The organism is Clostridium sp. KLE 1755, from assembly GCF_000466465.2.
In the GTDB taxonomy this organism is placed as follows: Bacteria; Bacillota; Clostridia; order Lachnospirales; family Lachnospiraceae; genus Eisenbergiella; species Eisenbergiella porci.
The window spans coordinates 1-25,979 of the sequence record NZ_KE992707.1 but is presented as its reverse complement, the minus strand read 5'-3'; the positions used below and the strand labels follow the sequence as shown (position 1 = coordinate 25,979).

Genomic DNA, 25,979 nt, shown 5'->3' with positions numbered 1-25,979 from the left:
AAGCATCTGTTTCATGGGGGCTATAATCCCCGTCTGCGGAGAATGGTGATGACCTTCCCCGCCACACACTCCATCGGTACCGGCCCAAAGTCCCGGCTGTCAACGGTCTGCGTACGGTAATCTCCCAGGATAAACACATGGTTTTCCGGTACTGTCAGTGGGTATTCCAGCCCTTCCTCAGCATAGGTGGGATACAGGATCTCTCCGTTTTGTGCGGTTCCATTTATCAGCAGCTTTCCGCTTTCATCCAGCATAACCGTATCCCCCTGTCTTGCAAGAATACGTCCGATGTACTGTTGCCCGTTGATATGGCAGACTACCACATCATTCTTGGCATAATCCTGCTGCAGGCGGAAGCCTATCACCAGATCCCCATCCTTTATGGCCGGAAACATGGCATTTCCGCTGGCCTGTGTAATGAAAAACACCCTGGTAAACAGGAACCATACTGCCAGTGTGAGAAACAGGATACGCAACAGGAGACTTACACCGTCCTGTCTTACAAGAACATTCTCTCTGCGTCTGCTGATGATTTCTGCAATAGATTGATTTTTAGTATTCTGTTTCATCACCAGCTTTCTCCATTTCCGTAATGTTTTTACTTTTTTCACATATTACTTTTTCCAGCCGCTTTGCTTCATAATCCGCATATTCCTTCAGAAGAACGTCATACCGAATCCGTTCAGCGGCCAGTTCGGCTTCATACAGCTCATTGAGCTCAGCAATTTTCTTCCACACATCCGCTTCATTGACTCCACCCAAGATAGTTTTTTTAAAGCGAACCTCTTTCAGCCATTTTTTGATACGCAGCCGCTCCTCTTTCTGCGGTGAACCGCGCTCCATATCCTTCTGCATCTGCGAAACGGAACCTATAGCGCCATCGCTTTGTTCCTGATGCCGGTTGAATTTTTTCATTTACACCTCCTCAATTAATCGTCATCATGATTCCTGCGCTTCCTCAGGAACATAAACGTACCGACTATTACAATCATCAGAATCAAAATATATGGTACGGAATCAAGTAAAACACCGGTATCGGGAATCTCCCCCTCCTTACGGTTTATTACAGTTATATTAATCGGTTCTGAAGCATTCAGCGGAATGGTATAGGAACCTTCACTGAGTTCCTTCGGATCCGTGCCCACCGTAAACGTCATCTCATATCCATCCGCATTGCTTTCGTAAATAGTCAGGGTAGAGCCTGTTCTTACTCCCTTCAACACTATGCTGCCATCGTGCTTCAGGCTGAACCTTGCTTCCTTGCTGCCTTCCGAGAGGGTATAACCGTCTCCCTCCGCCATTTCCCGGTCACAGGAAACAATAAAATCAAAGCTCTTCGTTATATCTCCCATACTGCCAGCAACCATTTTCCTGATGGTTACATCAATAGAAATGGGTCTCCAGATAGCATATAAGATTGTTATATCACTTGTTAACGTAATGCTTCCTTCTCCCAGCTTATAGGATGGAACCTCGGCATTACTGTTTTCATCCCAGCCGGCCAGCTCATATCCCTGACGCACGAAATGAGGAGTAGAAGCATCCATATTATCCCAGACAGTTACAACGCTCCCACGATCCCAGGTTTCGCTCACATCATTTCCACTTCCGCCGTTAGCATTATAAATTAGCTTTACGGCATCCCTGGACCACTGGGCTTCAAACTGCATGAGGATACGGGTTACAGGAACATATCTGCCCGGCTGATAAATTGCCCCATTTGGCGCTTTCCAGCCAACAAAGGTCATACTCTTGTCTGAAGGTACAGAATTATCTTTCCAGACAGAATCGTAAGAAGGCAGCATGACGCTGGCCGCATTAATCTCATATTTTCGTTCGTCAAAGACCTCCTGTGTACTGTTATCTCCGCCTGCACCGGGAAGATAGCTGACCTTACCTTCCGTGCCGTTCCATCTGGCATAAAGCTTGAGGATTCCATCCTGGTCCACATGATTTTGGCCCACGGCAGAAGTAAAATCAAAGGGCTGCAGCCTGCCGTCCTGATACCAGTACCAACCAAGAAAAATATCCTGCACTGCGGGCGGAACCGTCCAGTCCGTAATCCTGCCTCCTTCCGCAAAGCCTTCCTCGCGGTAAGGGACTGATTCATCGTCCGTATAGAGGTAGAACCTTGCCGTAAACTGATTTGGTTCCCATTTGGCATAAAGTTCCATGTTTCCGGAAATTCTTGAGTTTATATCAGGAACATACTGGGTACCGTCAGTAAACCTGGAATCCGTATACCAACCCGCAAATATGTAATTCTTTTTATCCATTCCCGCTTCCACGGTTTTAAGCAAATCGGTATCATCGTTATAAATCCAATCGTTGTAAAGGTAGTCCTCCTTTTGTACGTTTATTCCGTATGTATCATCGTTTACGTGAAGCGAAAGAGAAATTTTATTGCGGTCATAGAGCAGAATCTGGCACCTGTCACCAGGATCCCTGTTACTTGTCCCATGATTAATCTGATCAGGGAATATACTGTCAAATACCTGCTGCATAGAACTATTATCTGCGGTTCTTACACTATATCTATTATTCGCGCTAATAGTATTGCTACCTATATTACGATAGCGGCCCTCAAAAGTCGGAGTTCCACTGATAGGGGTACATCCTTCTAATTGTTTATAGCCTAAGTTTGTAGTGCTTTCAATATATAACTTTTGGCAAGCTTCCGTATAAATTGTATAATTCTTACCGTCAGATACAAAATCAGGTCTTTCACCGGGAAGCGTTGTCCGCGCATAGATAGCCCATAGGACGGATACTACTTTTGCCACTGCCGGAAGATTTCCGGTGCAAACCAGTACACCATTAGTTATGTAACGTTGATTAAACAGATCCCTTTCTAAAGTGTACATATTTGTAACCTGAATATCGTTATTGCTTTTCCTCCAGCCATAGAACTGATTTCCTCCGGAGCTGTCATTTTCCACCCATCCAATCTGCGGCCAGACCGGTACAATGTTTTCTCCGTATTTCGCTGTAAATGAATAGTCAAAGACATTATACTTAGTCCAGTAACCTACTTGTTTTTCAATATACTGAACATTATATTTAGCCTGGTCAGCAGCGCTTATCCGTGCATTCACATCAATTGAGGCATTGTTGGAAAGGCCATAGGTAAATTTCAGCGTAACCCGGGCACGATTATAATATATAAGCATAACCGTAGATCCATCCGGCATTACAAAACGGTTATTGGAAGCAGAAGAATACTGAAAATAAGTTTCGCGGATATCCGGCAGCGTGGCTCTGCCCGTACCCGACGCATTGCCGGAAGCATTCCCCACTGCTTCCCCTCCCGCATCATTGGAATATATAATGTCATGCGTTTGATTCAAAGCTGTAATATTATTTTTCCGTATGGACAGATAACTGCCCGCAGGCGCATAAACAGTCTGTCCGGCTCCAGCAGGAGAATATTCACTATCATTCGCATTCTCATACATATAAACCAGCGTAACCGGAACCAGCTTCGGCTCCCAGAAAGCATACAGAGTTATGCTGGTAATTACAGGAGCAGTGAAATCAAATTCCATAAATTCCGTATTACTTTCGGACCAGCCGCGGAAGGTATAGCCTTCCCGTTCGGTTATCGGTTCTTCCACCATCTCTCCTGCCGCAATAACAGCTGTCGGAACCGCCATGCCGCCATTGGATACAAAACTTACACTGACCTCATCACCATACCATGCATATAGATTCAAAGTGTTGCTGCCATCCGTAACCGCTTCACTCACCGTTATTGAAAAATCAAATTTTACAATATCAGTTACCAGGGAATCCCCCTGTAAAACTGATGACCAGCCGCGGAAAATCTTGTTCTCCACTACAGGAGCATTGTCAGGAGGATTTACGGTTCTGTTCTCTTCTACAGAAAGGGTCAGGCAGACAACAGAACCATCCTGATTGAAGAAATTGACATAATAAAGGTCTTCTTCATCAAACCCGTTCCACTTAGCATAAACAACAGTATCAGAACTTATAACTGTGTCCGTATCAAATTCTGTTTTAAACTCTTCATCCAGGTACCAGCCGCCGAAAGCCTTTTCAGGATTTCCGTCCTCTCCCATCCAGACAGGGGTGGGAAGGTTGTCCACTGTTCCCTTCTCATTTACAAAAACATCTTCCGGAACGGCCACGCCCGCTTCCTCTGCATCTGCCCCGATACTAAACGATACCTTATAAAGCCCCAATGCCGGAACATCATCCTTCTGTTCATTCATTTCTAAGGAATCGCCATACCATGCATACAGTTTTAATATATTTCCGCCATCTGCAGCTGCCGCACTCACAGCAACCGTAAAATCAAACCATTCCATCTCTTCCGAAACTTCAGCTAATGGCTCTTCCTGCATAGTTTCCGACCACCCAAGGAAAACCATATTTTCCAAAACAGGAGGGTCGGGTGGGCTAACCATCTGTCCCTCTGAAACGGAAATCGTACTGCACACGGAAGCTCCATCCCGGCTGTAGAAGCTGACATAATAAAGCTCTTTTTCATCAAGACTGTTCCACTTTGCATATAAGGTGATATCAGAGCTGACAACCGTTTCCGAATCAAACACCTCTGAAAAATCTTCACCTGTATACCAGCCGCCAAAGGCTTTTACAGGTTCTCCATCCGTATTATTCCAAACAGGGACGGGAAGGCTGCCGGCATTTTTATTTTTAGTTACGGTAATGTCTCCCGAAACAGAAACCCCCGCTGCAGCTGCCTCAGCTCCTATGTTGAAAGAAACCGTACAGGAATCCTCTGGTTTTATTTTTACTTTTAATAAAGAGTTCTGAGCCCCCAGAATGTCCGCAGAAATATCTTCCGATTCTGAAACATCCCATTTTGCATAGACGGTCATATTACTTTTCACAGGAGTTCCTGTATCAAATTTCCGGGTAAATCCTTCATCCATATACCAGCCGCCGAAGACCTTTACTGATTTTCCATCCTCATCATTCCAAACAGGGACAGGCAGGTTTCCTATGGTTTCATCCTCGTTTACAGAAACGCTTTCCGGTACGGAAACGCCTGCAGCTATTGCATCCGCGCCAACACTGAAGGAGACTGTGCAGGAATTCGTCATAGAACCGGGCATACTCTCAGACTCAGTACCGGAATGCTCCCCAGATTCACTTTCCTGTACTTCCTCTGTTTCAGACACGGTCATGGTCTCTTCCCCTGGAGCCTTCTCATTTTTCTCCGGGACATCCGATGTCTCCAGAACCACGTTTCCCTCTTTCACGTTACTTCCGGATCCATTTTGATCAGACACTGTACTGGTTATGGATTCACTGGTCATTTCCGTCTCTACTGAGCCCCCGGCATCCTCATCCAACACAGGCGCCTCTTCTGTGAAAACCGGAGTTTCTGTTTCTGCGAAAACAGTCAGCGGAATACCGCTTTGTCCGCAAATACAGACAACACACAGCATCAGGGAAATTAACAGCGACACCTTACTCCTTTTTTTCCTGCTTACTAATCTTTTCATAAGGAATACCTCCCGCCTCTCCTTGCATTTTCTGTGAATCATCCTGTAAAACCGCCTTTACTCTTCAGGGTGAGTAAAATGCCAAATCCAAAAACATCTTTATCCTTCCTGCCCCCATCTTCCTGATTAACAAATGCACATCTAAAGATATTTTTATATTTATAATACTCTTTTGCGTGTAACATTAAGTGTTACAATTACGATAATCCGAGAAAAAAAATAAGACATTGGATTATTAAAATCCAATGTCCTATCAAAACTTATCTGTTTTACTTTTTTATGCCAGGAAATCCTCTATAATCACCGCTTCCGCCTCTTCCTCCGTCATGCCGAAGGTCCGGAGCTTCAGTATCTGTTCATTATTAATCCTTCCAATAGCCGCCTCATGAATGATCTGGGCGTCAATATCCCTGGCGTTGATCTCCGGTATGGAGGAAATCTGCGCTTTATCCATGATAATGGAATCACACTGTACATGCGCATGGCACAGCGCATTGCCGATGGCAATCGGGTGGAAGGTCTGAACGGAATGGCCCTTCGCCACGGAACGGGACACGATCTGGGCCGAGCTTCCGGCGCCATTCATTTCCACAGTCATATCCGAAACAGCGGTCTGGTTGTCATGGGTCATCAGCTTCTCCATCACAAACAGCTTCGCATCAGCCTCCATGGAAACCTCAGTTTTTCGCACTGTGGAATCCACGCCGCCGATTTGTGCCGTATCAAGCGTAAATACGGCGCCCTCCTCCAGAAAAATCTGCGTCACAGGATTCAATATCCTCTCTCCGGTGCCGCTTCCTTCTCCATAATGCTTCTCCGCATAGGTAACGTTGGCATTCTTTCCCACATGGAAGGCATGAATACCATCATGCCGGCTGTCGTTGCAGCCATCGTTATGGATGCCGCAGCCTGCCACAATCGTAACGTTGGCTCCCTCTTCCACATAAAAATCATTGTATACCACATCCGTGATACCGGAAGCGGATACCACTACAGGAATATGCACCTGCTCGCCCTGTGCCTCACGGCTGATATACACGTCAATCCCCTGCTTATCCTCTTTCCTGCGGATTTTGATATGCTCCGTATCACCATGGCAAAGCGGCTGTCCGTTATAGCGCAGGTTGAAAGCGCCCTCCTGCTTAAAGCCAAGGTCATCTATTTTGCTTAATACGCCATCAGTAACTGCATCCAGCTTCATTGCCGTTTCCTCCTTCCCTGTCCAGACATGTGCATCCCGCTTGGTCAAGGAAAAGCATGGGGACAATTTCATCCCTGCTGCCGCAGCTCTCCACCCTGCCGTCCCTGACTACCATGATGCGGTCCGCCATGCGGATAATTCTTTCCTGATGGGAAATCAGGACAAGGCTTTCCTTTTTCTCCCTGTGAATCTGCTCAAACTGCTTCACCAGCATGGAAAAGCTCCACAGATCGATTCCGGCCTCCGGTTCATCGAAGATGCTTACTTTATGATCCTTCGCCATCACCGTGGCAATTTCCACTCTTTTTCTTTCTCCGCCGGACAGCGTGGCGTCCACCTCCCTGTCCAGATATTCCTTCGCGCACAGGCCGACGCTGCTTAATAGCCTGCAGCTGACATGCTCCGGCAGCTCACTTCCCGCCGCCAGGTTCAAAAGCCTGCGCACGGTCATCCCCTTAAAAGCGGGCGGCTGCTGGAAGGCAAAGCCGATTCCCGCATTGGCGCGCTGGTCAATCGTAAGCGGCGTAATATCCCTTCCGTCCAGAAGGATCTGTCCCTCCGTCTCCTTAATAACTCCCATCAGGAGCTTGGCAATTGTAGATTTGCCGCCTCCGTTAGGGCCTGTGATGACAAGCATTTCGCCGTCATTTACGGTAAAACTGATATCGGCAACGATGGGAAGCGTTTCCTGGTTCTCCGTTACCGTGTATGAAAGATGTTTCACTTCAAGCATGGGGGTACACCTCTTTCGTCTGAAACTCCTATAAAATACAGGCAGAGGATTCCCCTGCCTGTGTCTTTCCTGAACTGCTTTTTATTGTACACAATACTGATATACATTGCAAGTACAAGTTTGCCATATTAAGGCATATCCGTTAAAGCCCAGCCTGCAGGCGAGCATGCCAGGACCGGGCTGCAACACATTTCCCGCACCGGTCCGGTTAACCGGCCCGGCCGGGTTTACATTTCAATAACACAGTCCGGCTCAACCTTGCGGCATACGTTTACCACTTCCTTCATGATGCTGTCAAAACGGCTGTCATCCGCATCAATGGTCAGCTTCTGCGCCATAAAGCTCACGGTCGCATTATTGACGCCGTCAATTTTCTTAATGGCGTCCTCCATCTTTGCAGCGCAGTTTGCGCAGTCGAGATCGGTAAGGTTGTATTTTTTCTTCATAATAATAAGCCTCCTGAAAATTTCGCCAAAACATATGATTGATTGTTCATATGATTATATTATACAAAGACAGAGGCTGTTGTCAATGCTTTTTTTATTGAAACGCCAAACTTTAAAGCGGCAAACCTGCTTTTTTATTGATATGCCAAACCTTGAAACGCCGCACTCTTTCCCTCTGCATGGCCCCCCATGCCTGTTATCCCTGGAACGGCTCCGTAAAATACCCCATTTCCGAAACCGGTTCCCCTCCGGCCCTCAGATGGCTGGTATCCCCCGCCGTCTGACAGCGGAAATATGCCGTTCCGGGACAGCGTTCCTCGGAAGCAAGCACCGTGACTGAGGCAGGCGCCAGGAAGAAGCCGCTGGTGAGCACCACCGGGGAAATGCCCAGAAGATGGCTGCACAGAAACAGTGTCACGCCCATATGACAGAACAGGACGATTGTGGCATCATGCGCCGCGCCCTCCGTTTTGCCGGTACGGTAAAGCCCTCCCTCACGCACATAGCCGTATTTTGTCAGGAGCGCATCCAGTTCACCCGAAATTCTTACGTACTCCTCCATCACCCGGCCGCTCTTCATCACTTCGGTATTTCCGAACCCGTCCTTATCGTACATCTCAGGTATTTTCGTCCAGTATTCCGGATAAAAATCCCAGGGTATCACATTTTCCCCTCTGGTGGGATCGTTGACAGGGCCATGGAACTCTCTCAGCCAGTCAAAGGTTTCAGCCGTCCTGCCCATCTTTTTCAGGCTCAGCGACGCCGTATCCCGGGCTCTCCCCAGCGGCGACACATAAAAATCCGTCACATCCCATCCGCTCACGCGCTCCGCCAGAAGCGCAGCCTCTCTCCAGCCCTTTTCCGTCAGCGTATCGTTAGCGTAATCCGGCTCCGCGTGTCTCACAAAAATAATTCTCATCCCTATGCTTCCTCCGCAACAAAGTTTTGTATCCATATTCCTTTTTTCACAAGGATAAACCCAATCACACACTTGATTATATCCGCCATCTGACATATCAGATACAGCGGGACGATAGGCAGGCCCGAAAAGCGGCTCAGGCAGAAGGCCAGCGGTATGCTCACCACCCACATGAATGCGCTGTCAAACAGGAAGGTAATAAAGGTTTTCCCTCCGGAACGCAGCGTGAAATAGCAGGCATGCATAAAGGCCTGGATCGGCATTACCATCGCGGATATCCAGATAAACTGCTCCGCCAGGTGGCGCACCTCATCCGTCGTATTGTACATTCTGGGGAAGAGCGGCGCAATCACCGCCATCACGGCGCCGATGCCCAGGCAGCTCACCACGGAGAAAAAGATCATCTTCGTATCTGTATCCTTCGCCTCTTCCATCTTTCCCGCGCCCAGAAGCTGGCCGATAATGATGGAAACGGAATTCCCCAGCGCCAGGAAAACCACGTTGAAGAGGTTGGAAATCGTGGAGGATATGTTAAGCCCGGCAATAACCGCCAGCCCCCGCATGGAATAGCACTGCATCATAATCGCCATGCCTGCGGACCACAACGTCTCATTTAACATCAGCGGCAGCCCCTTGATCACAATCTGCCCAATCAGATGAGAGGGTATTTTCAGCGTCCGGTACACGCCTTCCATATACGGCGCGCGCTCCCGGTGGACATGCGTCCAAAGCACCACAATCAGGCACTCCACATATCTGGAGATTACAGTGGCAATCGCCGCGCCCACAACACCCAGGGCAGGCGCACCGAACTTTCCGTATATCAGGATATAATTCAATACCAGGTTTACCAGCACCGCCGCAATCCCGGCCTTCATGGGAAGCATGGTCTCCCCCGACTCACGCAGCGTACTGGAATACGCCTGCGACAACGCATACGGAGCCAGCCCGAAAAGCATGCATAGCAGGTAGCTGTAGCCGAAGGAAAGCGTCCTTGCCACATCCCCCGCCTCCGAGCTTTCATGCAGATAGAGGGAAATCAGGCTTTCCCCGCCGCCGATGAACACAGCGATGCCAAGCAGCACCAGCGCCGCGCAGAACCACAGCTTGAACCGGAACGCATTCCGCACGCCCTCATAATTTCCGCATCCGTAAAACTGGGCGCCAAAAATTCCGGCCCCCGATATTGCGCCAAAAATGCAGATATTAAACACAAAAAGCAGCTGGTTGGCAACAGCAACTCCCGACATCTGCTCCGTTCCTACCTGCCCGACCATAATATTGTCCAGCAGTCCCACAAAATTAGTGATTCCGTTCTGAATCATTATCGGCACCGCCACAGACAGCACCAGCTTGTAAAAGTCTTTTGTCCCTATCAGTTTTTTCCGTAAGCTCACTTTATGTAAATCCCCTGTTTTCAATATTACAGCCCCGTAATTATGCGGGGCTGCCGTTTTCTTTTTTTAGTTTTAAAATATGCTACACGCTGATGCTGTAGGAAGCGTTAAATTCGCCGCCCGCTTCCAGGGAATTGCTCCATTCCCGTTCCTCCAGCGTGCCGTTGAAATCCCTGTGATCGCATCTTCCATACCAGGGCTCAACACAGATAAAAGGCGCATTTTTCCCCGGCGGCGACCAGATGCCGAAAAGAGGCGCGTCAAACCGGACCGTCACAAAAGTATTTCCCTTTGGATCCACCAGTCCCAGAGAATGGGCCTGTCCGCCCTCAAGCACCAGCGCATCCCTGTCGAAAAGCGCTTCCTTTACCGGAAGCCTTCCATCCTCCAGAAGATATTCCTCATGCTCATCCGTCGCCAGGCCGTCCGGTCCTATAATCCTTGTTTCCACCGGTCCTGCCGTATCAAACTGCAAGGCATAGCCGTCTTTATTTCCCTCTTCATTCAAAGGGCAGACAAAGGCCGGATGCCCTCCGATGGAAAACCAGATTTTCCTGCTGTCCGTATTTTTCACCCGCCAGAGCACTTCCAGGGTTCTGTCCTTCAGACGATACCCCAGCTCCAGCCGGAAATCAAAGGGATAACTTTTCCTTGTCTCCACATCCGAATCCAGCGCCAGCCAGATTTCCGTATCCGTACCGGATATCCGCGTAAACTCCCGATCCCTTGCAAAGCCATGCTGTGACATGACATATTCCTGTCCGCCGAAGCTGGTTTTTTTATTCTTATAATTTCCTACCAATGGAAAAAGCACCGGAGACACTCTCTTCCAGTATGCCGGATCGCCGCTCCACATATATTCCCTGCCGCTTCCGGCATCCTTCAGTGACTGAAGCTCTGCCCCAAACGATGCTATCCGGGCCGTAATTTTCCCATTGTCCAGCTCAAAATACCCCATACCGCTCCTCCTTTTTATGGAATTGTAACATATGCAGTGCACCACGATTAAAGCCAACCATACCACTACCGCTTTATATCCGCAATTGTACTGCTAAAGCACCGCACAGGTCAGGATAAACATATCAGCTTCCCTCAGTCGATAATGTCATCATCCCCATACAGGCTGCCGTCCATTCCGTTTTCCACCGCGTCCCGGATAATCTTCGTCACACGCCGTGCCCTGGAAAAAATCCACAGATCGGAAACACCGTCAAATACCAGGAAAACGCCGATAAATTTAACGGCAATATTCATCGCCTCAAAAGGATTCCAGATCAGGACGCCCCCGAAAGCCACGGTCAGCACTGCAAACAGCAGGGCCAGCCACCAGAAGCTGTACTTCGCCCTGCACAGGTAAACCGCCTGCTGCAAATCGTAAATGCCGTGGAGAATAATGATAATCCCCACAATCACCGGAATCAGCCTGATTACGAATTCCGGCTTCAGCAGAATCCATACACCGATGGCCACGAAACAGATCGTGAGCAGCAGGTGGATCTGCTTCATGAACGATCCCGCAGGGGAGGAAAAGAAGCTTACCAGATAGACCGCTCCCATCAGTACCAGAATGGCTCCCAGCACCATACACACGATTCTGGCCGACACATCCGGCCATACGAACAACACCACTCCGCATACAATACAGAACAGCGCGGTTAAAATAAAATTAAGCTTCAGCTCCTGCATAAAATCTTTCATTTAATTCAAGCTCCCCTCTGCGGTTCCTCCGCTTCTGCGGCCAGGGCCTGTACGGCTAAAGTCACAGCATATTCTACGTAACAGTACAGTCTTGGGCCGAACTGTTACCGCATACGCCCATTAAAAATCGCCTTCGGCGACGGTCGGATGCCTGCTGCCACCACATTTTCTCACTGTCTGCGCAGTAAATGCGCAGACCTGCCTGAACTGTTACTATTCTACCTTTAACTTACTCTCAGCCTCTTCCCCTGTCAAGCCTTCTTCCTGAAAACCAGCCAGCCCCAGTAGCCAAGCATGGCGCCAAAGCAGTTTAACAGAAGATCGTCCACATCAAAAGCGCCAAAGGAGGAAAACAGCTGGAACACCTCAATTCCCGCCACAAACAAAAACGCATTAACAAGCACCTTCCACCAGGCTGCAAAGCGTGAATCCACCCAGGGCAGAAGCGCCCCGAAGGGAATAAAAATTGCCACATTCCCAAACAGGTTCTCAAAACTGTTCAGCCGGTCCCTGTACACAATATACATCCGCACCGTCTTAAACAGCCTGAAATTAGCAGTCTCCAGCCCCCGCAGAATTACGCCGCTCTGCCAGGTATCCATAATCTCCTTCAGATCAGCGAAAGGGTATTTAAAAATAATAAGCCTGATAGTAAGCATCAGATAAATCAAAAAAACAGCCCTGCGGATGTTTTCCCGTTTTTGTTTCTGCAAATGATATCCTCTCTGCCCCGGTGCGCTCCTGCCAGTCACCGGATCAATAGCTTACTTCCATCAGCGCCAGTCCGCAGGCAGGAGCCAGCGGCCCCGCATTTTCCCGGAGCCCGCTTTCCAGAATAGCCGGCATCTCTTCAGGCCTGCGGTTCTTCTTACCTGTTTCAATCAGAGTCCCCATCAGGATACGCACCATGTGGAATAAAAACCCGTTTCCCCGGAAGGTAAAATGGATTTCATCCCCGCACCGGACAATTTCAATAGCTTCGATAGTGCGCACCGTGGATTTTTTCCCCTTCTTTGTGGAAGTAAACGCCTTAAAATCGTGAGTGCCCTCCAAGTATGAGGCCGCTTTGCACATGGCCTGCACATCCAGCTTTTCCGGGACCTGCCAGACATACCTTCTTTCAAATATATGTGGCACGCTGCTGTTTAACACCCGGTAGCGATAGGTTTTTCCCTTCGCGCCCAGCCTGGCATGGAAGCGGTCAGGCACCTCTTCTATGGAAATCACGGCAATATCCTCAGGAAGATAGCTGTTAATCTTCTCCATCAGGGCCTCCGCAGTCAGCTTCGTATCCATATGGAAGCTGGCGACCTGCCCGTAAGCATGGACGCCTGCATCCGTGCGGCCGGAGCCATGGATTTCCACCGGTTCCCCGGCAATGCGGGACAGCAGGCGTTCAAGCTTTCCCTGGATGGTGTATTCCTTCGCATTTGTTTCCAGGAAACTGCTGTCGGAAGTCTCCGCATCCTCCCTGCGGCCTGCATTCGTTCCGCCCTGCTTCTGCCAGCCCTTATATCTTGTGCCCTCATATTGAAGAACTATTTTGAAATTACGCAATCAACAAACCTCCCAGGGATTCTTTTTCCCTTCCATGAACAGCTTACAGCTGGAAAGGGAATCCCTTACCACCGTTTTTGTATAGTTATCCGTATAAAACGCCATATGATGGGAAACCGTCACATTGGGGAACCCCCGCAGGATAGCAAGCTCCCGGTTGGAAAGCACATCTGACTTATGGTCGTAATAATACAGTCCGAACTCATTCTCCACCACATCCAGGGCGGCCGCGCCTATTTTTCCGTTTTCGATTCCCGCAATCAGAGCCTCGGAATCGATGAGCGCGCCTCTGGCCGTGTTGACGATCACAACGCCGTCCTTCATCTGTGACAGCGTTTTTTCATTCACCAGATGGAAGTTTTCCTCGGTCAGAGGCGTATGCATGGTGATTACATCCGCTTCCTTCCACAGCTCCTCCAGGGAAACATACTGTCCGTAACGCTTCACTTCCTCGTTTTCATACAGATCATAGGCCAGGATACGGCAGCCAAAGCCGCTCAGGTTACTGATAACGGTACGTCCGATGCGTCCCGTCCCAATTACGCCCACCGTAAGATCCTTCAGCTCCCTGCCCTGGATTCCTTCCAGCGTATAATCCTGGATATTGGTCCTCTCCAGGATACGTTTCATTTTGCGGATGCTCATGAGAATCAGCATCACTGTATAATCCGCCACCCCATTCGGCCCGTAGGGCGCATTGCCCACATGGATGCCGAATTCCCTGGCAGCCTCCAGATCCACATGATCATAACCTATGGTCCTTGTGGTGATGTAACGGATGCCGTTCCTGGCAAACTCCGCCATCAGCTCCCTGGTAATCTGGGAGGTAATGATATCGGCGCATTCACAGCCCTCCGTAACGGATACGATATTATCCATATCCGGCGCATCCGGGCACGTGGAAAGCTCCAGCCCCAGATCCCCGGCATATTTTTCAAACCATTCCGCTTCATCAAATTCCCTTAAATTAAAAACCGCTACCTTCTTCATTATTCTTCCAGGTCCTCCTTATTCAGCCTTCTGAACCGGTTAAAACCGTTTATCAAAATCCGTATGCTGTTCTGTGTCGTTTCAAACAGGCCCGCTTCATACATATTCAGCACAACAATTCCTACGGGCACCGCCAGGATCATCCCCAACACGCTTCCAATCTTATAGCCGATAAAGAGAAGAAACAACGTTGGAACAGGAGGTACTCCGATGGAATCCCCCACGATCTTGGGCTGTATAATCTGGCGAAGCAGCTGGGCAACTCCCCAGATTATCATCAGGCTCAGCGCCATGCGGTAATCCCCGGCCAGCAGTTCAATCAAAGCCCAGGGCCAGAGGACCGCGCCGGTCCCAAAGATTGGGAAAAAATCAAGAAATGCGATTAAAAGCGCAATGAGCAGGGAATATTTCACCTTTAAAATCCATAACCCCACCATCAGCACAAGATAGATCCAGATCTCAATTTTAAACTGTGCCTTAAAATATCCCCCCAATGCCCCTGTAAGGCTGGAGGACAGGATATTCCACTTTCTGCGGAAGCTTTCCGGCAGATTCTTTTTCATAAACCTGCCGATGTTATCCTTTTCCGCCACGAAAAAATAAGCGGACAGAAGGCACATAATCGTACTGACGATAATCGAAGGAATATTTTTTGCAAAATTCCCCACTGCAGTTACCGTAGGCGCGCTCAGCCCATTGACGGCCTCTCCGATATACTGGCCCAGCCTGTCAATCACCGTGGTTATTTTATCCCGGAAATCCAGCGGAAAACGGGCGTAGAGATCCGTGAGGTTATCCCCCACCTGATTCATGTCCCGTTCCAGGTTATTCCAGATGGATGGCAGTTCGGATACAAATCCGGCGCCCTCTGACACCAGCTTGGCGATAATCAGATAGCCCAGACCGATGACCAGCGCCAGCACCGCCACAATGACGATGGCGGAGCCTGCCTTCCTCCTGATTTTAATTTTCTGTTCAAAGAAACGCACCAGAGGGTTGGCTATCATGGCAATGATCCAGCCCACTACAAAAGGCATGAAAAATCCCAACAGTCTGGGCAGCACAAAAATCACCAGCAGCAAAAGAACCACCGCCGTAAGCAGATTCAGCACCGCCTTAATATACTTCGTTGAACCGGATTGCTGCATATCCCGTACACCTGCCTTTCCAGTCTGCTTCGGGTTAATCCGCCTGCGCTCCCTCCCCTGCAAGCAGATTGTCAATCAAATCATAGATTTCTTCCCGTCCCTGCTTGGTCTGGGCGGAAAATGGAATGACCACCGCATCCTTTTCCGCTTCCAAGCCCTGCTTCACCGTTTTTACAGCCTTCGGAATCTGGCTTCTGTTCAGTTTATCCATTTTTGTGGCAATAATAATCGGATGATATCCCTGATACAGAATCCACTGATACATCTGCTTATCATTGGCGGAGGGTTCATGGCGGATATCGATCAGCAGAAATACCGCCTTCAGCTTTTTCGAGCTGCGCAGGTATCTCTCAATCATTTTTCCCCACTGGGCCTTCACCGCCTCATTGGCCTTCGCATAGCCGTAGCCCGGCAGATCCACCAGATAGAAGGCATCATTGATATTGTAAAAATTAATGGTCTGTGTCTTTCCCGGCTGGGCGGAGGTCCTTGCAAGGGACTTTCTGTTCATAACTGCATTGATGAGGGAGGATTTTCCCACATTGCTCTTTCCTGCAAAAGCGATTTCCGGAAGTGTGTTGTCAGGCAGCGTACTTGTTATGCCGCATACGGTTTCCAGGTTTACATTTTTAATTATCATATTGGTTCCTTTCTGCCTGCCCTTTTTCCGGCAGCCTGACCATGGGCAGGCCGCCGTGCCTGTCCGGCCGCTTTTTATTTTTCTGCAAACGCGTGCCGGATTACCTCTTCCATTTTTTCCACCAGAATGATATCCAGGCCGCTCTTGATTTCCTTGGAGATTTCCTCCACGTCCTTTTCGTTTTCTTTGGGAACAAGCACTGTCTTCATTCCCGCAGTCTTGGCTGCCAGCAGCTTTTCCTTCAGGCCGCCGATAGCAAGCACACGGCCTCTTAAGGTGATCTCACCCGTCATAGCCACATTTGCCCTGACAGGAGTCCTGGTAATGGCGGACAGCATTGCCGTCGCCATGGTGATGCCTGCGGAAGGCCCGTCCTTGGGCACTGCTCCCTCCGGGATATGGATATGGAAATCATAGGCGGTAAAGGTATCCTCCGGCAGGTTGTATTCATCGCTGACGGACCGGATGTAGCTCATGCCCGTAAGCGCGGATTCCTTCATCACATCTCCCAGCTGTCCCGTAAGCCTGATTTCCCCTTTTCCGGGCATCATGTTCACTTCAACCTGCATGGTAACGCCGCCTACGCTCGTCCAGGCCAGTCCGCGCACAATACCGATATCGTCCTTATCATTGGCCTTATCCCTGGCAATTTTACGTTTGCCCAGATACTGCTCCAGATTCCTTCCGGTAACATGAACCGCCGGCTTTTTCTGCTCCAGCAGCTGTCTTGCGGCCTTCCGGCATATTTCCCCGATCTTCCGCTCCAGCTCGCGGACACCTGCCTCGCTTGTATAGGAAAGTATGATTTCCCGCAGCGCCCCATCGCTGATAGTCAGCTTCTTTGCATCCAGGCCGTTCTTTTCCAGCTGCTTTGCGATCAGATGCTCCCTGGCGATGTGGAACTTTTCATTGGCCGTATAGCTTGTCACTTCAATGATTTCCATGCGGTCCAGCAAAGGCCTGGGTATTTCCGCCGTGGAATTGGCGGTGGCTATGAACAGCACCTCGGACAGATCCACCGGGATTTCCACATAGTGATCCCTGAAATGGTTGTTCTGTTCACTATCCAGCACCTCCAGCAGCGCAGAGGAGGTATCACCCCTGTAATCACTGCTTACCTTATCAATCTCATCCAGAAGCATCAGCGGATTTTTCACCCCGGCCTGCTTCAGTCCGGTGACAATGCGTCCGGGCATGGCGCCCACATAGGTACGGCGGTGTCCTCTGATTTCCGCCTCATCCCTGACGCCGCCCAGGCAGATGCGGACGTACTTTTTATTCAGGGATTCCGCCACGCTTCTTGCAATGGAGGTCTTGCCTGTTCCCGGAGGTCCCACCAGACAGATAATCGGGCTGTCTCCCCGCTTTGTCAGGCTTCTGACCGCCAGGAATTCCAGGATTCTCTCCTTTACCTGCTCCAGACCGTAGTGATCACGCTCCAGAATCTGTTCTGCCCGCTTAATATCTGTATTATCCTTGGAAACCTTATCCCAGGGCAGCTCCAGAAGGGTTTCCAGATATCCTCTTTCCACGGAGGATTCGGCGCTTCCCTGTCCCAGGCTCCTGAAACGGTTGATTTCCTTCTGTATTTTTTCCTTGACCTCCCGGCCCGCCTTCAGCTTGTTCAGCTCCTGCTGGAACTGCTCCGCATCGGACATTACATTATCTTCACCCAGCTCTTCACGGATATAGTTCATCTGCTCACGAAGCATATATTCCTTCTGGTTTTTCTCCATCCGGCCCTTGACCTGTTCCGTAAGCTCCGTCCTGATTTTGGCAACCTCGATTTCCTCATAGAGGATTTTCGCAAGCACCTGATAACGGGTTCCCAGATCGACAGCCTCTAAAACCGCCTGCTTTTTGTCAAAGGTAACAGGCATGCTTTCGATCAGTTCATCCATCAGCACACCCAGGCTGAAGGTGCCGTCAAAATGCTTCAGCATAGTCTTACCGATTCTCGGGAAGAAGGAACAGAACTCCATGAACAGCTCACGAAGATTGCGCATCATGGCTTCTTCTTCGATGGTGCTGCCCTCGGCAACGCCTTCCAGATGGAGAGGGGATTCCACAATTTCGATCTCCCCTACCAGATAATTTTTCTCTTCATCCGAAAAACCGCGCAAAATTGCCCGGTCAAGCCCTTCTACAAGCACGCGCACCACATTTTCAGGCAGCCTGGTTACCTGTTTGATCTGGGCAAGGCATCCCATATGATATACCTTGGTATAATCCGGATCATCCTCTTCCACATCCTTCTGGCCTACCAGGAAAACCCTCTGATCGCTCATCATAGCCTGTTCCACTGCCAAAATGGATTTTGTGCGGCTTAAGTCAAAATGAATCACCAAGCCCGGAAGCACTGTCATACCACGCAGCGCTACTGTGGGTACCTGAAGGACTCTTGTGGAATTTCCATTCTGTTCTTCTGAGGATGCATAATCTGTTATAATTTCATCCAAATTCATATTTCCTGCTTTTGTATTTTCTTCCATTTTGATTATCCCTATATCTTGGCAAGCAGCCGTACTGCTCTCTCCTTTTCCGAGCACGGCCGGCCTCATCTGTTTGTTTTTTTACTGCGCCCGCTGTCTGCCCTTCATGAAATCATCCAGCGCGCAGCAGCTGTTATATATTACCATAAACGCCGCCCTTAAAAAAGGGCGGCGTTATCTTAACCAATTACTGTGCTTCTCTATAATCTTCCAGCCGTCCCCCGGTTTCCCGATGGACAACCAAAGGCTTACTTTCTCCGTCCACGGCTTCTTTAGTGATAATGCACTGTTCAATTGTGTCATCGGAAGGGATGCGGTACATCACATCCATCATCACATTCTCCAGGATAGAACGAAGTCCTCTCGCACCGGTCTTTCTCTCCATTGCCTTCTCGGCAATTGCTTCCACTGCATCAGGCTCAAAAGTAAGTTTAACATGGTCAAAGGAAAACAGCTTCTGATACTGCTTCACCAGAGCATTCTTAGGCTCTGTGAGAATGCGCATCATTGCTTCCCTGTCCAGTCCCTGGAGGGATACATTCACCGGCACACGGCCGACAAACTCCGGAATCAGACCATACTTAACAAGGTCGGTAGGTGTCACCTCTGCAAGAAGCTCACCCATCTCCCTGGTACTCTTATCAGCTATTTCAGCATTAAAACCGATCGATTTTCTATCCAGGCGCGTTTCCACAATTTTATCCAGGCCGTCAAAAGCTCCGCCGCAAATAAAAAGAATATTGGAAGTGTCAATCTGTATCAGCTCCTGATGGGGATGCTTCCTGCCTCCCTGAGGCGGAACGCTAGCAACAGTGCCTTCTATAATCTTAAGAAGCGCCTGCTGTACACCCTCTCCTGATACATCTCTGGTAATGGATACATTTTCGCTCTTTTTTGTAATTTTATCTATTTCATCAATATAAATGATTCCATACTGTGCTCGTTCCACATCATAATCCGCCGCCTGAATCAGCTTCAGGAGAATGTTTTCCACATCCTCTCCTACATAGCCTGCTTCCGTCAGCGTTGTAGCGTCCGCAATTGCAAACGGTACGTTGATAATCTTGGCAAGTGTCTGTGCCAGATAGGTCTTACCGGAACCCGTGGGGCCGACCATGATGATATTGCTCTTCTGAAGTTCAACATCATCCGCATCCTTCTCTGCGGTCACGCGTTTATAATGATTATATACCGCAACCGACAAAACCTTCTTCGCTTCATCCTGGCCGATCACGTAATCATCGAGGAATTCCTTTATTTCCACAGGCTTCAGAAGATTGATGTCCATCGCTTCTTCCGGTGCTTCATCTTCATATTCTTCCTCAATAATATCCGCACAGATATCTACGCACTCGTCACAGATATAGACACCATTCGGGCCAGCAATTAATTTACGGACCTGATCCTGCGTCTTATTACAAAAAGAACATCTTATCTGGTCGTCTGAATTTCTACCTGCCATTTTTTTACCTCAATTTGTAACTGTTCAGTCCCTTCCCAGTTGCTGCCAGGCTCCATCTTAAATCGCCTTCGGCGATGGATTCAGGCGCTCCTGCATCACTTTCTTGCCCTCAGCGCATTTACTGCGCCTGGCTGGCTGAATAGTTATCCTTAATTTTCCCTTCAAAAATACTTTGCCAAAGTACAGCTGTCCGTTCCCCTGCGGCTGCAATACAATGCCGTATGCATCCGTTCCGTCCTGCAGGACGGACCCGCGGGGAACATTTGACATCTGCGTCAAAACTTACCGGATACACCGCCGCAAAGCGGCAGTATACCCGGAAAAAATTTATGCCTGTTTCTGGGCATCTGCTCTTGATATGATAACGCTGTCGATCAGTCCGTAAGCTTTCGCTTCTTCCGCCGTCTTCCAGTTATCCCTTTCGGTATCTGCCATAACGACTTCAAAATCCTGACCGGTATTCTGTGCAAGGATTCTTGCAAGCTTTTCCTTGGTCTGCAGGATATGCTTCGCAGTGATCTCAATCTCGGTTGCCTGCCCCTGCGTACCGCCGGAAGGCTGATGAATCATGATCTCCGCATTGGGAAGGGCCATTCTCTTGCCCTTTGTGCCGCCAGCCAGAAGGAATGCCCCCATGCTGGCCGCCATGCCGATACAGATGGTGGATACGTCACATTTTACAAACTGCATGGTATCATAAATCGCCATACCTGCCGTCACAGACCCTCCGGGGCTGTTGATGTAAAGATGGATATCCTTCTCCGGGTCCTCGGCTTCCAGGAAGAGAAGCTGTGCCACAACCAGGCTGGCCGTGGTATCGTTCACTTCCTCCCCCAGGAAAATAATTCTGTCTTTCAAAAGCCTTGAATAGATATCATAGGAACGTTCCCCATGACTGTTCTGCTCAATGACATAAGGTACTAAACTCATTTTTCTGCCTCCGTTTCGCTTCTTAAGTTTCTGTGCAAATATGTGTTTCGGGAATGTACGGTCAAAAGTATATGAACTTAAACACACTCTATAGTATCGCACATACGTTTCTTTTGCAATAAGGCATTCATTTAATTAAGAAAAGTTTTATAACCTTTTATAGATTATTCGTAACAGTTCAGCCTTTGGCCGAACTGTTACTGCATCCGCCCATTAAAAATCGCCTTCGGCGAGGGGCGGACGCCTGCTGCCGCCACTTTTTCTCACGGTTTACGCAGTGAATGCGCAAGCCCGCCTGAGCTGTTACGATTATTCTTCACTCTTCGCTTTTTTAGCCTTTGCTTTTTTTTCCTTCGCGTTCTCTCTTACGAAATCAGCTGCCTTGGAAACTGCCAGGTCTTCCATGATCTGCTTCTTGCCGGCTTCTCCCATGATTTCCCTTACCTTATCGGCTTCCATCTGATAGGAGGCTGCCATCTTCTCGATTTCCTTATCGAAATCTTCTTCGGAAGCTTCAATCTTCTCAGCGGCCGCCACTGCTTCCAGCACCAGTCTGGACTGGATTCTCTTCAAAGCCTGGGGCTTGATGGATTCCACCATGCTTGCAGGAGTCTGTCCGGTGTACTGGCAGTACATATCCAGGTTCATGCCCTGCATCTGCAGTCTCTGTGCGAAATCATCAACCATCTGTCTCTGCTGTGTCTCGATCATGGCATCCGGGATTTCCATCTGCGCTTCTGCGATGATAGCTTCGATTACGGCATCCTCTTTGGCATTCTTGGCATCCTGTTCCTTCTTCTCAGACAGTTTCTTTCTGATGTCTTCCTTATATTCAGCCAGGGTTTCAAAATCAGAAACCTCTGAAGCGAACTCATCATCCAGCTCAGGAAGCTGCTTTTCCTTAACTTCCTTGATGCTTACCTTGAATACGGCAGGCTTTCCGGCCAGTTCCTTCGCCTGATACTCTTCGGGGAAGGTTACGTTAACCTCTACGTCTTCTCCGGCATTCTTTCCAATCAGCTGCTCTTCAAAGTTATCAATGAAAGAATGGGAGCCGATAGCCAGGGAGTAGTTCTCGCCCTTGCCGCCCTCAAAAGCAACATCGTCAACAAAGCCTTCAAAGTCAATAACTGCAACGTCTCCGTCTGCAACCGCTCTTTCCACGGTCACCATTCTGGAATTGTTCTCCCTCTGCTGGTTCAGATCCGCATCTACCTCTTCATCGGATACTGTGATGTCGATCTTCTCCACTTCCACACCCTTATATTTTCCAAGGGTTACTTCCGGCTTCAGGGCTACTTCCGCTGTGAAAATAAAAGGCTTTCCTCCTTCGATCTGCGTTACATCTACCTTGGGGGAAGAAACTATTGTATCTTCGCACTCTTCCACAGCCTTTTCGTATGCTTCGGGAATCAGGGCATTGGCAGCATCTTCATAGAAGAATTCCTTACCGTACAACTGCTCGATCATCTTGCGGGGCACTTTACCCTTACGGAATCCGGGAATCTGAATTTTTCCCTTATTTTTCTGGTAAGCCTTTTCAATAGCAGCTTCCAGCTCTTCTGCCGGAACTTCAATTGTAAGCTTTGCCATGTTTTTTTCCAGTTTTTCCACCTGTAAACTCATTTTACTGCTTCCTCCTTGTATTTCACTTTCGTGATTCATGGTTCTTATCACTTATCGGCGTCGGTATGGGACTTCAAGACCAACCAACTTTTATCCTGCATAAACACAGGCTTTCCGGGGTATTACCACCCAATTTATGCCCGCCCGGCGCCAATGTCTCCGGGTGTTCACAGTCATTTTACGATTATAGCATAAAGTATTGAAAAATACTAGCTTTTTTTGGGTTTTTGTATTATAATGAAGGTCAGCCTGTGCGGACGGCAATTTACATTCCCTTCCGGACAGCCTGTGTTACTTTAATAACTTTTTTCTGATACCAAAGGATTCCTGAAGTAAAGAAAGGGTGGCATAGCGAAACCTTACAAGCCTTCCCGGAGTCTGCCCGGGAGGGCTTTCTTAATCTTTAGAACTGAATCAGAAAGGAACCGATCTGTTATGGAAGAAAAGGTGGCAATCATCGGCATTTTTATCACGGACAACGCGGCCGCATCAAAGGTCAACGACCTGCTTCACGAATTCAGCGACTGCATTATCGGCAGGATGGGTATTCCCTACCGGGAGAAATCAATGAATATCATTTCCATCATAGTCAGTGCCGATCCGGGCCGTATCAGCGCGCTTTCCGGGCGTCTGGGCCGGATTGAAGGCATCACTTCCAAAGCCATGCAGGCGCAGGTCAAGCCCGGCCCTTCCCCCAGATAACGCCGGAAATAATTTTCAGGCACGTCCAGTGCAGAAGAACCGGGCATAATTTTCAATCAATGGAGGAAAACTTATGAAAAAAATCTTATCCGTATTAGCAGCGCTCACGCTGACCGCTTCCCTGCTTGCAGGCTGCAGCGGCAAGGCTGCAAGCACACCGGCTGAAACTGCCGGCCAGGCGGAATCCGCCTCCGCTGCAGAATCCACTATGGAATCAGCTGCCGAAACAGAAACTGTTTCCCAGCAGGAAACTACTGTAGCCGAAACAGAAGGAAGCCAGCCCGCAGAGGCTTCCGGCGAAGAAACCGCCGTACGCGTCATGGCGCTGAAGGGACCTACGGCCATGGGAATGGTACAGCTCATGGATACCGCGGAAGCCGGCCCTGTAGGCGGCAATGCTTATGAATTCACAATCGCAGCATCCGCTGACGAAGTGACGCCCCGGCTGGTACAGGGAGATGCGGACATCGCCGCCGTTCCCGCCAATCTGGCAAGCGTCCTTTACAATAATACCGAAGGCAAAATCCAGGTGCTTGCAGTCAACACCCTTGGCGTACTTTATATAGTAGAAAGCGGTGATACCGTGCAGACTGCCGCCGACCTGAAAGGAAAGACAATTTACGCCAGCGGAAAAGGCTCCACTCCTGAGTATGCCCTGAATTACATTCTTTCTTCCAACGGAATTGATCCTGAAAAGGATGTGACCATCGAATGGAAATCCGAGCACTCCGAATGCGTTGCTGCCCTTTCCTCCGGCGAAGGCGGAATCGCCATGCTTCCCCAGCCCTTTGTAACCACGGCCCAGGCCAAAAACGACAGCATCCGTATCGCCCTTGACCTGACGAAAGAATGGGATGCACTGCAGGCCGGCGTGGAAACGCCCAGCGCCCTTATCACCGGCGTAGTTGTGGTGCGTGCGGATTTTGCAGCAGAAAATCCCGAAGCAGTCAGCGCTTTCCTTGATTCCTATAAGGAATCCGTTGATTTCGTAAACGGCAGCACCGAAGATGCAGCGGCCCTTATTGAAAAATATGACATCGTTCCCGCCGCAGTTGCCGTGAAAGCCCTTCCCTACTGCAACATTACTTTTATTGAAGGAACTGAAATGAAAGAAAAGCTTTCCGGCTATCTTAACGTCCTCTTTGGCCAGAATCCCAAGGCTGTGGGAGGAAAGCTTCCTGCTGACGATTTCTACTACAGCAGATAACCATACCCTTAGGAGATTTCAGAATGCGCAGACAAAACAAAGCCATTCATCCTGACAAAAACAAAAAAAAGCAGACAGCGGATAACCGGCTCCGTCCCTGGGCGGTGGCCGTCTGGCTGGCAGTCTGGGAACTGGCCAGCCTGTATATCGGGCAGGAGATACTTCTGGTATCTCCTGTTTCCGTCTTACGCCGCCTCACCGTCCTCGCCGTCCAGTCCGATTTCTGGGGTTCCATCGCCTTCTCCTTTTTCCGGATTATAGGCGGTTTCCTCCTGGCATCCCTGTGCGGCACCCTGCTTGCCTCCCTTTCCGCCGCCTTCCGTTTCGTCCGCGACCTCCTGGCCCCCGCCATGGCAGCCATCAAAGCCGTCCCCGTGGCATCCTTCATCATCCTGGTGCTCATTTGGGTTCCCTCCCGGAACCTCTCCGTCGTCATCTCCTTCCTGATGGTGCTGCCGGTCATCTACACCAACGTCCTGAGCGGCATCCTCAGCACTGACCGGAAGCTGCTGGAAATGGCCCAGGTTTTCCGTATTCCGCTGTTCCGCCGCATCCGCTACATCTATCTCTCCCAGCTCCTCCCCTATCTGCGGACCGGCTTTTCCCTCTCTCTGGGACTATGCTGGAAAGCCGGCGTTGCCGCCGAGGTCATCGGCATCCCCAAAGGCTCCATCGGAGAAAAGCTATACGAAGCCAAAGTATACCTGGAAACCCCAGACCTCTTTTCCTGGACGCTGGTCATCGTACTAATCAGCGTCATCTTTGAAAAGCTGTTCCTCCGCTTCATAGACAAAACCGTAGCCCTCATAGAAAAAATGTAAAGGAGAAAGATTCCTATGCCCGCCGATATCCAAATTACCGGACTTTGTAAAAGCTACCGGGACAAAAAAGTGCTGGACAACTTAAGCCTCACCATCAAAGCCGGTTCCATCACAGCCCTGATGGCTCCCTCCGGCGCCGGCAAAACTACCCTCCTGCGCATCCTCATGGGCCTGGAGACCCCAGATTCCGGCACTATCCTGGGCCTTACAAACCAATGCATCTCCGCCGTCTTCCAGGAAGACCGCCTCTGCGACAACCTGAGCCCCGTATCCAACATCCGCCTTACTGCCGGAACCCACTTTCCCCGCCGCGCCATCACCGACGCCCTGGAAGCCACCGGCATCCTCTCCTGCGCCGCCCAGCCCGTCCGCGAACTCTCCGGAGGCCAGCGCCGCCGCGTCGCCCTCCTTCGCGCCCTTTTAGCCCCCTACGACCTCCTCCTTTTGGATGAACCCTTCAAAGGCCTGGACGCCCAGACCCGCCTCCAGGTCATAACCTACACCCAAACCGCCCTCCA

Annotated in this window: 23 protein-coding genes; 4 read left to right on the top strand and 19 right to left on the bottom strand. The window is 49.6% G+C overall.

Features of this window, described 5'->3' with window-relative positions:
* Window positions 1-20: 20 nt before the first annotated feature.
* The 19 genes from lepB to tig all read right to left on the bottom strand — a co-directional run bounded on the left by lepB (window position 21) and on the right by tig (window position 22,731).
* Window positions 21-569, bottom strand: a complete 549-nt coding sequence (gene lepB, locus HMPREF1548_RS12895; protein WP_021636621.1) for a signal peptidase I — start codon at window positions 567-569, stop codon at window positions 21-23.
* A complete protein-coding gene (locus HMPREF1548_RS12890) occupies window positions 553-915 on the bottom strand; it encodes a hypothetical protein (RefSeq protein WP_021636620.1) in 363 nt (120 codons plus the stop codon). The genes lepB and HMPREF1548_RS12890 overlap by 17 nt, the downstream gene beginning before the upstream one ends.
* Before the next feature lie 14 nt (window positions 916-929).
* On the bottom strand, window positions 930-5,492 hold the full coding sequence (locus HMPREF1548_RS12885) for an InlB B-repeat-containing protein (protein ID WP_198168635.1): 4,563 nt from the start codon (window positions 5,490-5,492) through the stop codon (window positions 930-932).
* A 277-nt stretch (window positions 5,493-5,769) separates the two neighbouring features.
* Complete coding sequence (locus tag HMPREF1548_RS12880; RefSeq protein WP_502690628.1) at window positions 5,770-6,687, bottom strand: SufB/SufD family protein; 918 nt, start codon at window positions 6,685-6,687, stop codon at window positions 5,770-5,772.
* The gene (locus tag HMPREF1548_RS12875) at window positions 6,671-7,426 is read right to left on the bottom strand and encodes an ABC transporter ATP-binding protein (RefSeq protein ID WP_021636616.1); all 756 of its coding nucleotides are present in this window, start codon (window positions 7,424-7,426) and stop codon (window positions 6,671-6,673) included. The genes HMPREF1548_RS12880 and HMPREF1548_RS12875 overlap by 17 nt, the downstream gene beginning before the upstream one ends.
* 227 nt (window positions 7,427-7,653) lie before the next feature.
* Window positions 7,654-7,872, bottom strand: a complete 219-nt coding sequence (locus HMPREF1548_RS12870) for a cation transporter (protein WP_021636614.1) — start codon at window positions 7,870-7,872, stop codon at window positions 7,654-7,656.
* Window positions 7,873-8,068: 196 nt separating this feature from the next.
* Window positions 8,069-8,791, bottom strand: a complete 723-nt coding sequence (locus HMPREF1548_RS12865; protein ID WP_021636613.1) for a histidine phosphatase family protein — start codon at window positions 8,789-8,791, stop codon at window positions 8,069-8,071.
* A 2-nt stretch (window positions 8,792-8,793) separates the two neighbouring features.
* Window positions 8,794-10,188, bottom strand: coding sequence for an MATE family efflux transporter (locus tag HMPREF1548_RS12860; RefSeq protein ID WP_025488956.1), 1,395 nt, complete (start codon window positions 10,186-10,188; stop codon window positions 8,794-8,796).
* A gap of 82 nt (window positions 10,189-10,270) precedes the next feature.
* Window positions 10,271-11,146: an aldose 1-epimerase family protein gene (locus tag HMPREF1548_RS12855; RefSeq protein WP_021636611.1), complete on the bottom strand. Its 876-nt coding sequence runs from the start codon at window positions 11,144-11,146 to the stop codon at window positions 10,271-10,273.
* A 134-nt stretch (window positions 11,147-11,280) separates the two neighbouring features.
* On the bottom strand, window positions 11,281-11,886 hold the full coding sequence (locus tag HMPREF1548_RS12850) for an HdeD family acid-resistance protein (RefSeq protein WP_021636610.1): 606 nt from the start codon (window positions 11,884-11,886) through the stop codon (window positions 11,281-11,283).
* A gap of 251 nt (window positions 11,887-12,137) precedes the next feature.
* Complete coding sequence (locus HMPREF1548_RS12845; RefSeq protein WP_035321995.1) at window positions 12,138-12,599, bottom strand: VanZ family protein; 462 nt, start codon at window positions 12,597-12,599, stop codon at window positions 12,138-12,140.
* 43 nt (window positions 12,600-12,642) lie between these two features.
* Entirely contained in the window at window positions 12,643-13,443 is an 801-nt protein-coding gene (gene truA / locus HMPREF1548_RS12840; protein ID WP_021636608.1) for a tRNA pseudouridine(38-40) synthase TruA, read from the bottom strand.
* Window positions 13,444-14,433 (bottom strand): D-isomer specific 2-hydroxyacid dehydrogenase family protein, encoded by a 990-nt coding sequence (locus HMPREF1548_RS12835; protein ID WP_021636607.1) that lies wholly within the window; start codon window positions 14,431-14,433, stop codon window positions 13,444-13,446. It abuts the gene before it with no gap.
* Window positions 14,433-15,581: a sporulation integral membrane protein YtvI gene (gene ytvI / locus HMPREF1548_RS12830; protein WP_021636606.1), complete on the bottom strand. Its 1,149-nt coding sequence runs from the start codon at window positions 15,579-15,581 to the stop codon at window positions 14,433-14,435. Before ytvI ends, HMPREF1548_RS12835 begins: the two co-directional genes overlap by 1 nt.
* Before the next feature lie 34 nt (window positions 15,582-15,615).
* Window positions 15,616-16,221, bottom strand: a complete 606-nt coding sequence (yihA, locus tag HMPREF1548_RS12825) for a ribosome biogenesis GTP-binding protein YihA/YsxC (protein WP_021636605.1) — start codon at window positions 16,219-16,221, stop codon at window positions 15,616-15,618.
* 74 nt (window positions 16,222-16,295) lie between these two features.
* The gene (gene lon, locus HMPREF1548_RS12820; RefSeq protein WP_035322001.1) at window positions 16,296-18,713 is read right to left on the bottom strand and encodes an endopeptidase La; all 2,418 of its coding nucleotides are present in this window, start codon (window positions 18,711-18,713) and stop codon (window positions 16,296-16,298) included.
* A gap of 187 nt (window positions 18,714-18,900) precedes the next feature.
* Complete coding sequence (clpX, locus tag HMPREF1548_RS12815) at window positions 18,901-20,175, bottom strand: ATP-dependent Clp protease ATP-binding subunit ClpX (RefSeq protein ID WP_021636603.1); 1,275 nt, start codon at window positions 20,173-20,175, stop codon at window positions 18,901-18,903.
* 327 nt (window positions 20,176-20,502) lie between these two features.
* Window positions 20,503-21,105, bottom strand: coding sequence for an ATP-dependent Clp endopeptidase proteolytic subunit ClpP (clpP, locus tag HMPREF1548_RS12805; protein ID WP_021636601.1), 603 nt, complete (start codon window positions 21,103-21,105; stop codon window positions 20,503-20,505).
* A 309-nt stretch (window positions 21,106-21,414) separates the two neighbouring features.
* Entirely contained in the window at window positions 21,415-22,731 is a 1,317-nt protein-coding gene (gene tig / locus HMPREF1548_RS12800) for a trigger factor (protein ID WP_035321993.1), read from the bottom strand.
* A 435-nt stretch (window positions 22,732-23,166) separates the two neighbouring features.
* Between tig and HMPREF1548_RS12795 the strand changes: the two genes are divergently transcribed.
* The 4 genes from HMPREF1548_RS12795 to HMPREF1548_RS12780 form a co-directional block, all read left to right on the top strand.
* The gene (locus HMPREF1548_RS12795) at window positions 23,167-23,433 is read left to right on the top strand and encodes a TM1266 family iron-only hydrogenase system putative regulator (RefSeq protein WP_021636598.1); all 267 of its coding nucleotides are present in this window, start codon (window positions 23,167-23,169) and stop codon (window positions 23,431-23,433) included.
* Window positions 23,434-23,506: 73 nt separating this feature from the next.
* Complete coding sequence (locus tag HMPREF1548_RS12790; protein ID WP_021636597.1) at window positions 23,507-24,640, top strand: ABC transporter substrate-binding protein; 1,134 nt, start codon at window positions 23,507-23,509, stop codon at window positions 24,638-24,640.
* A 23-nt stretch (window positions 24,641-24,663) separates the two neighbouring features.
* Window positions 24,664-25,461, top strand: coding sequence for an ABC transporter permease (locus tag HMPREF1548_RS12785; RefSeq protein WP_021636596.1), 798 nt, complete (start codon window positions 24,664-24,666; stop codon window positions 25,459-25,461).
* A 15-nt stretch (window positions 25,462-25,476) separates the two neighbouring features.
* Window positions 25,477-25,979 (top strand): ATP-binding cassette domain-containing protein (locus HMPREF1548_RS12780; RefSeq protein WP_021636595.1); only part of this gene is annotated, 503 nt, incomplete at its 3' end.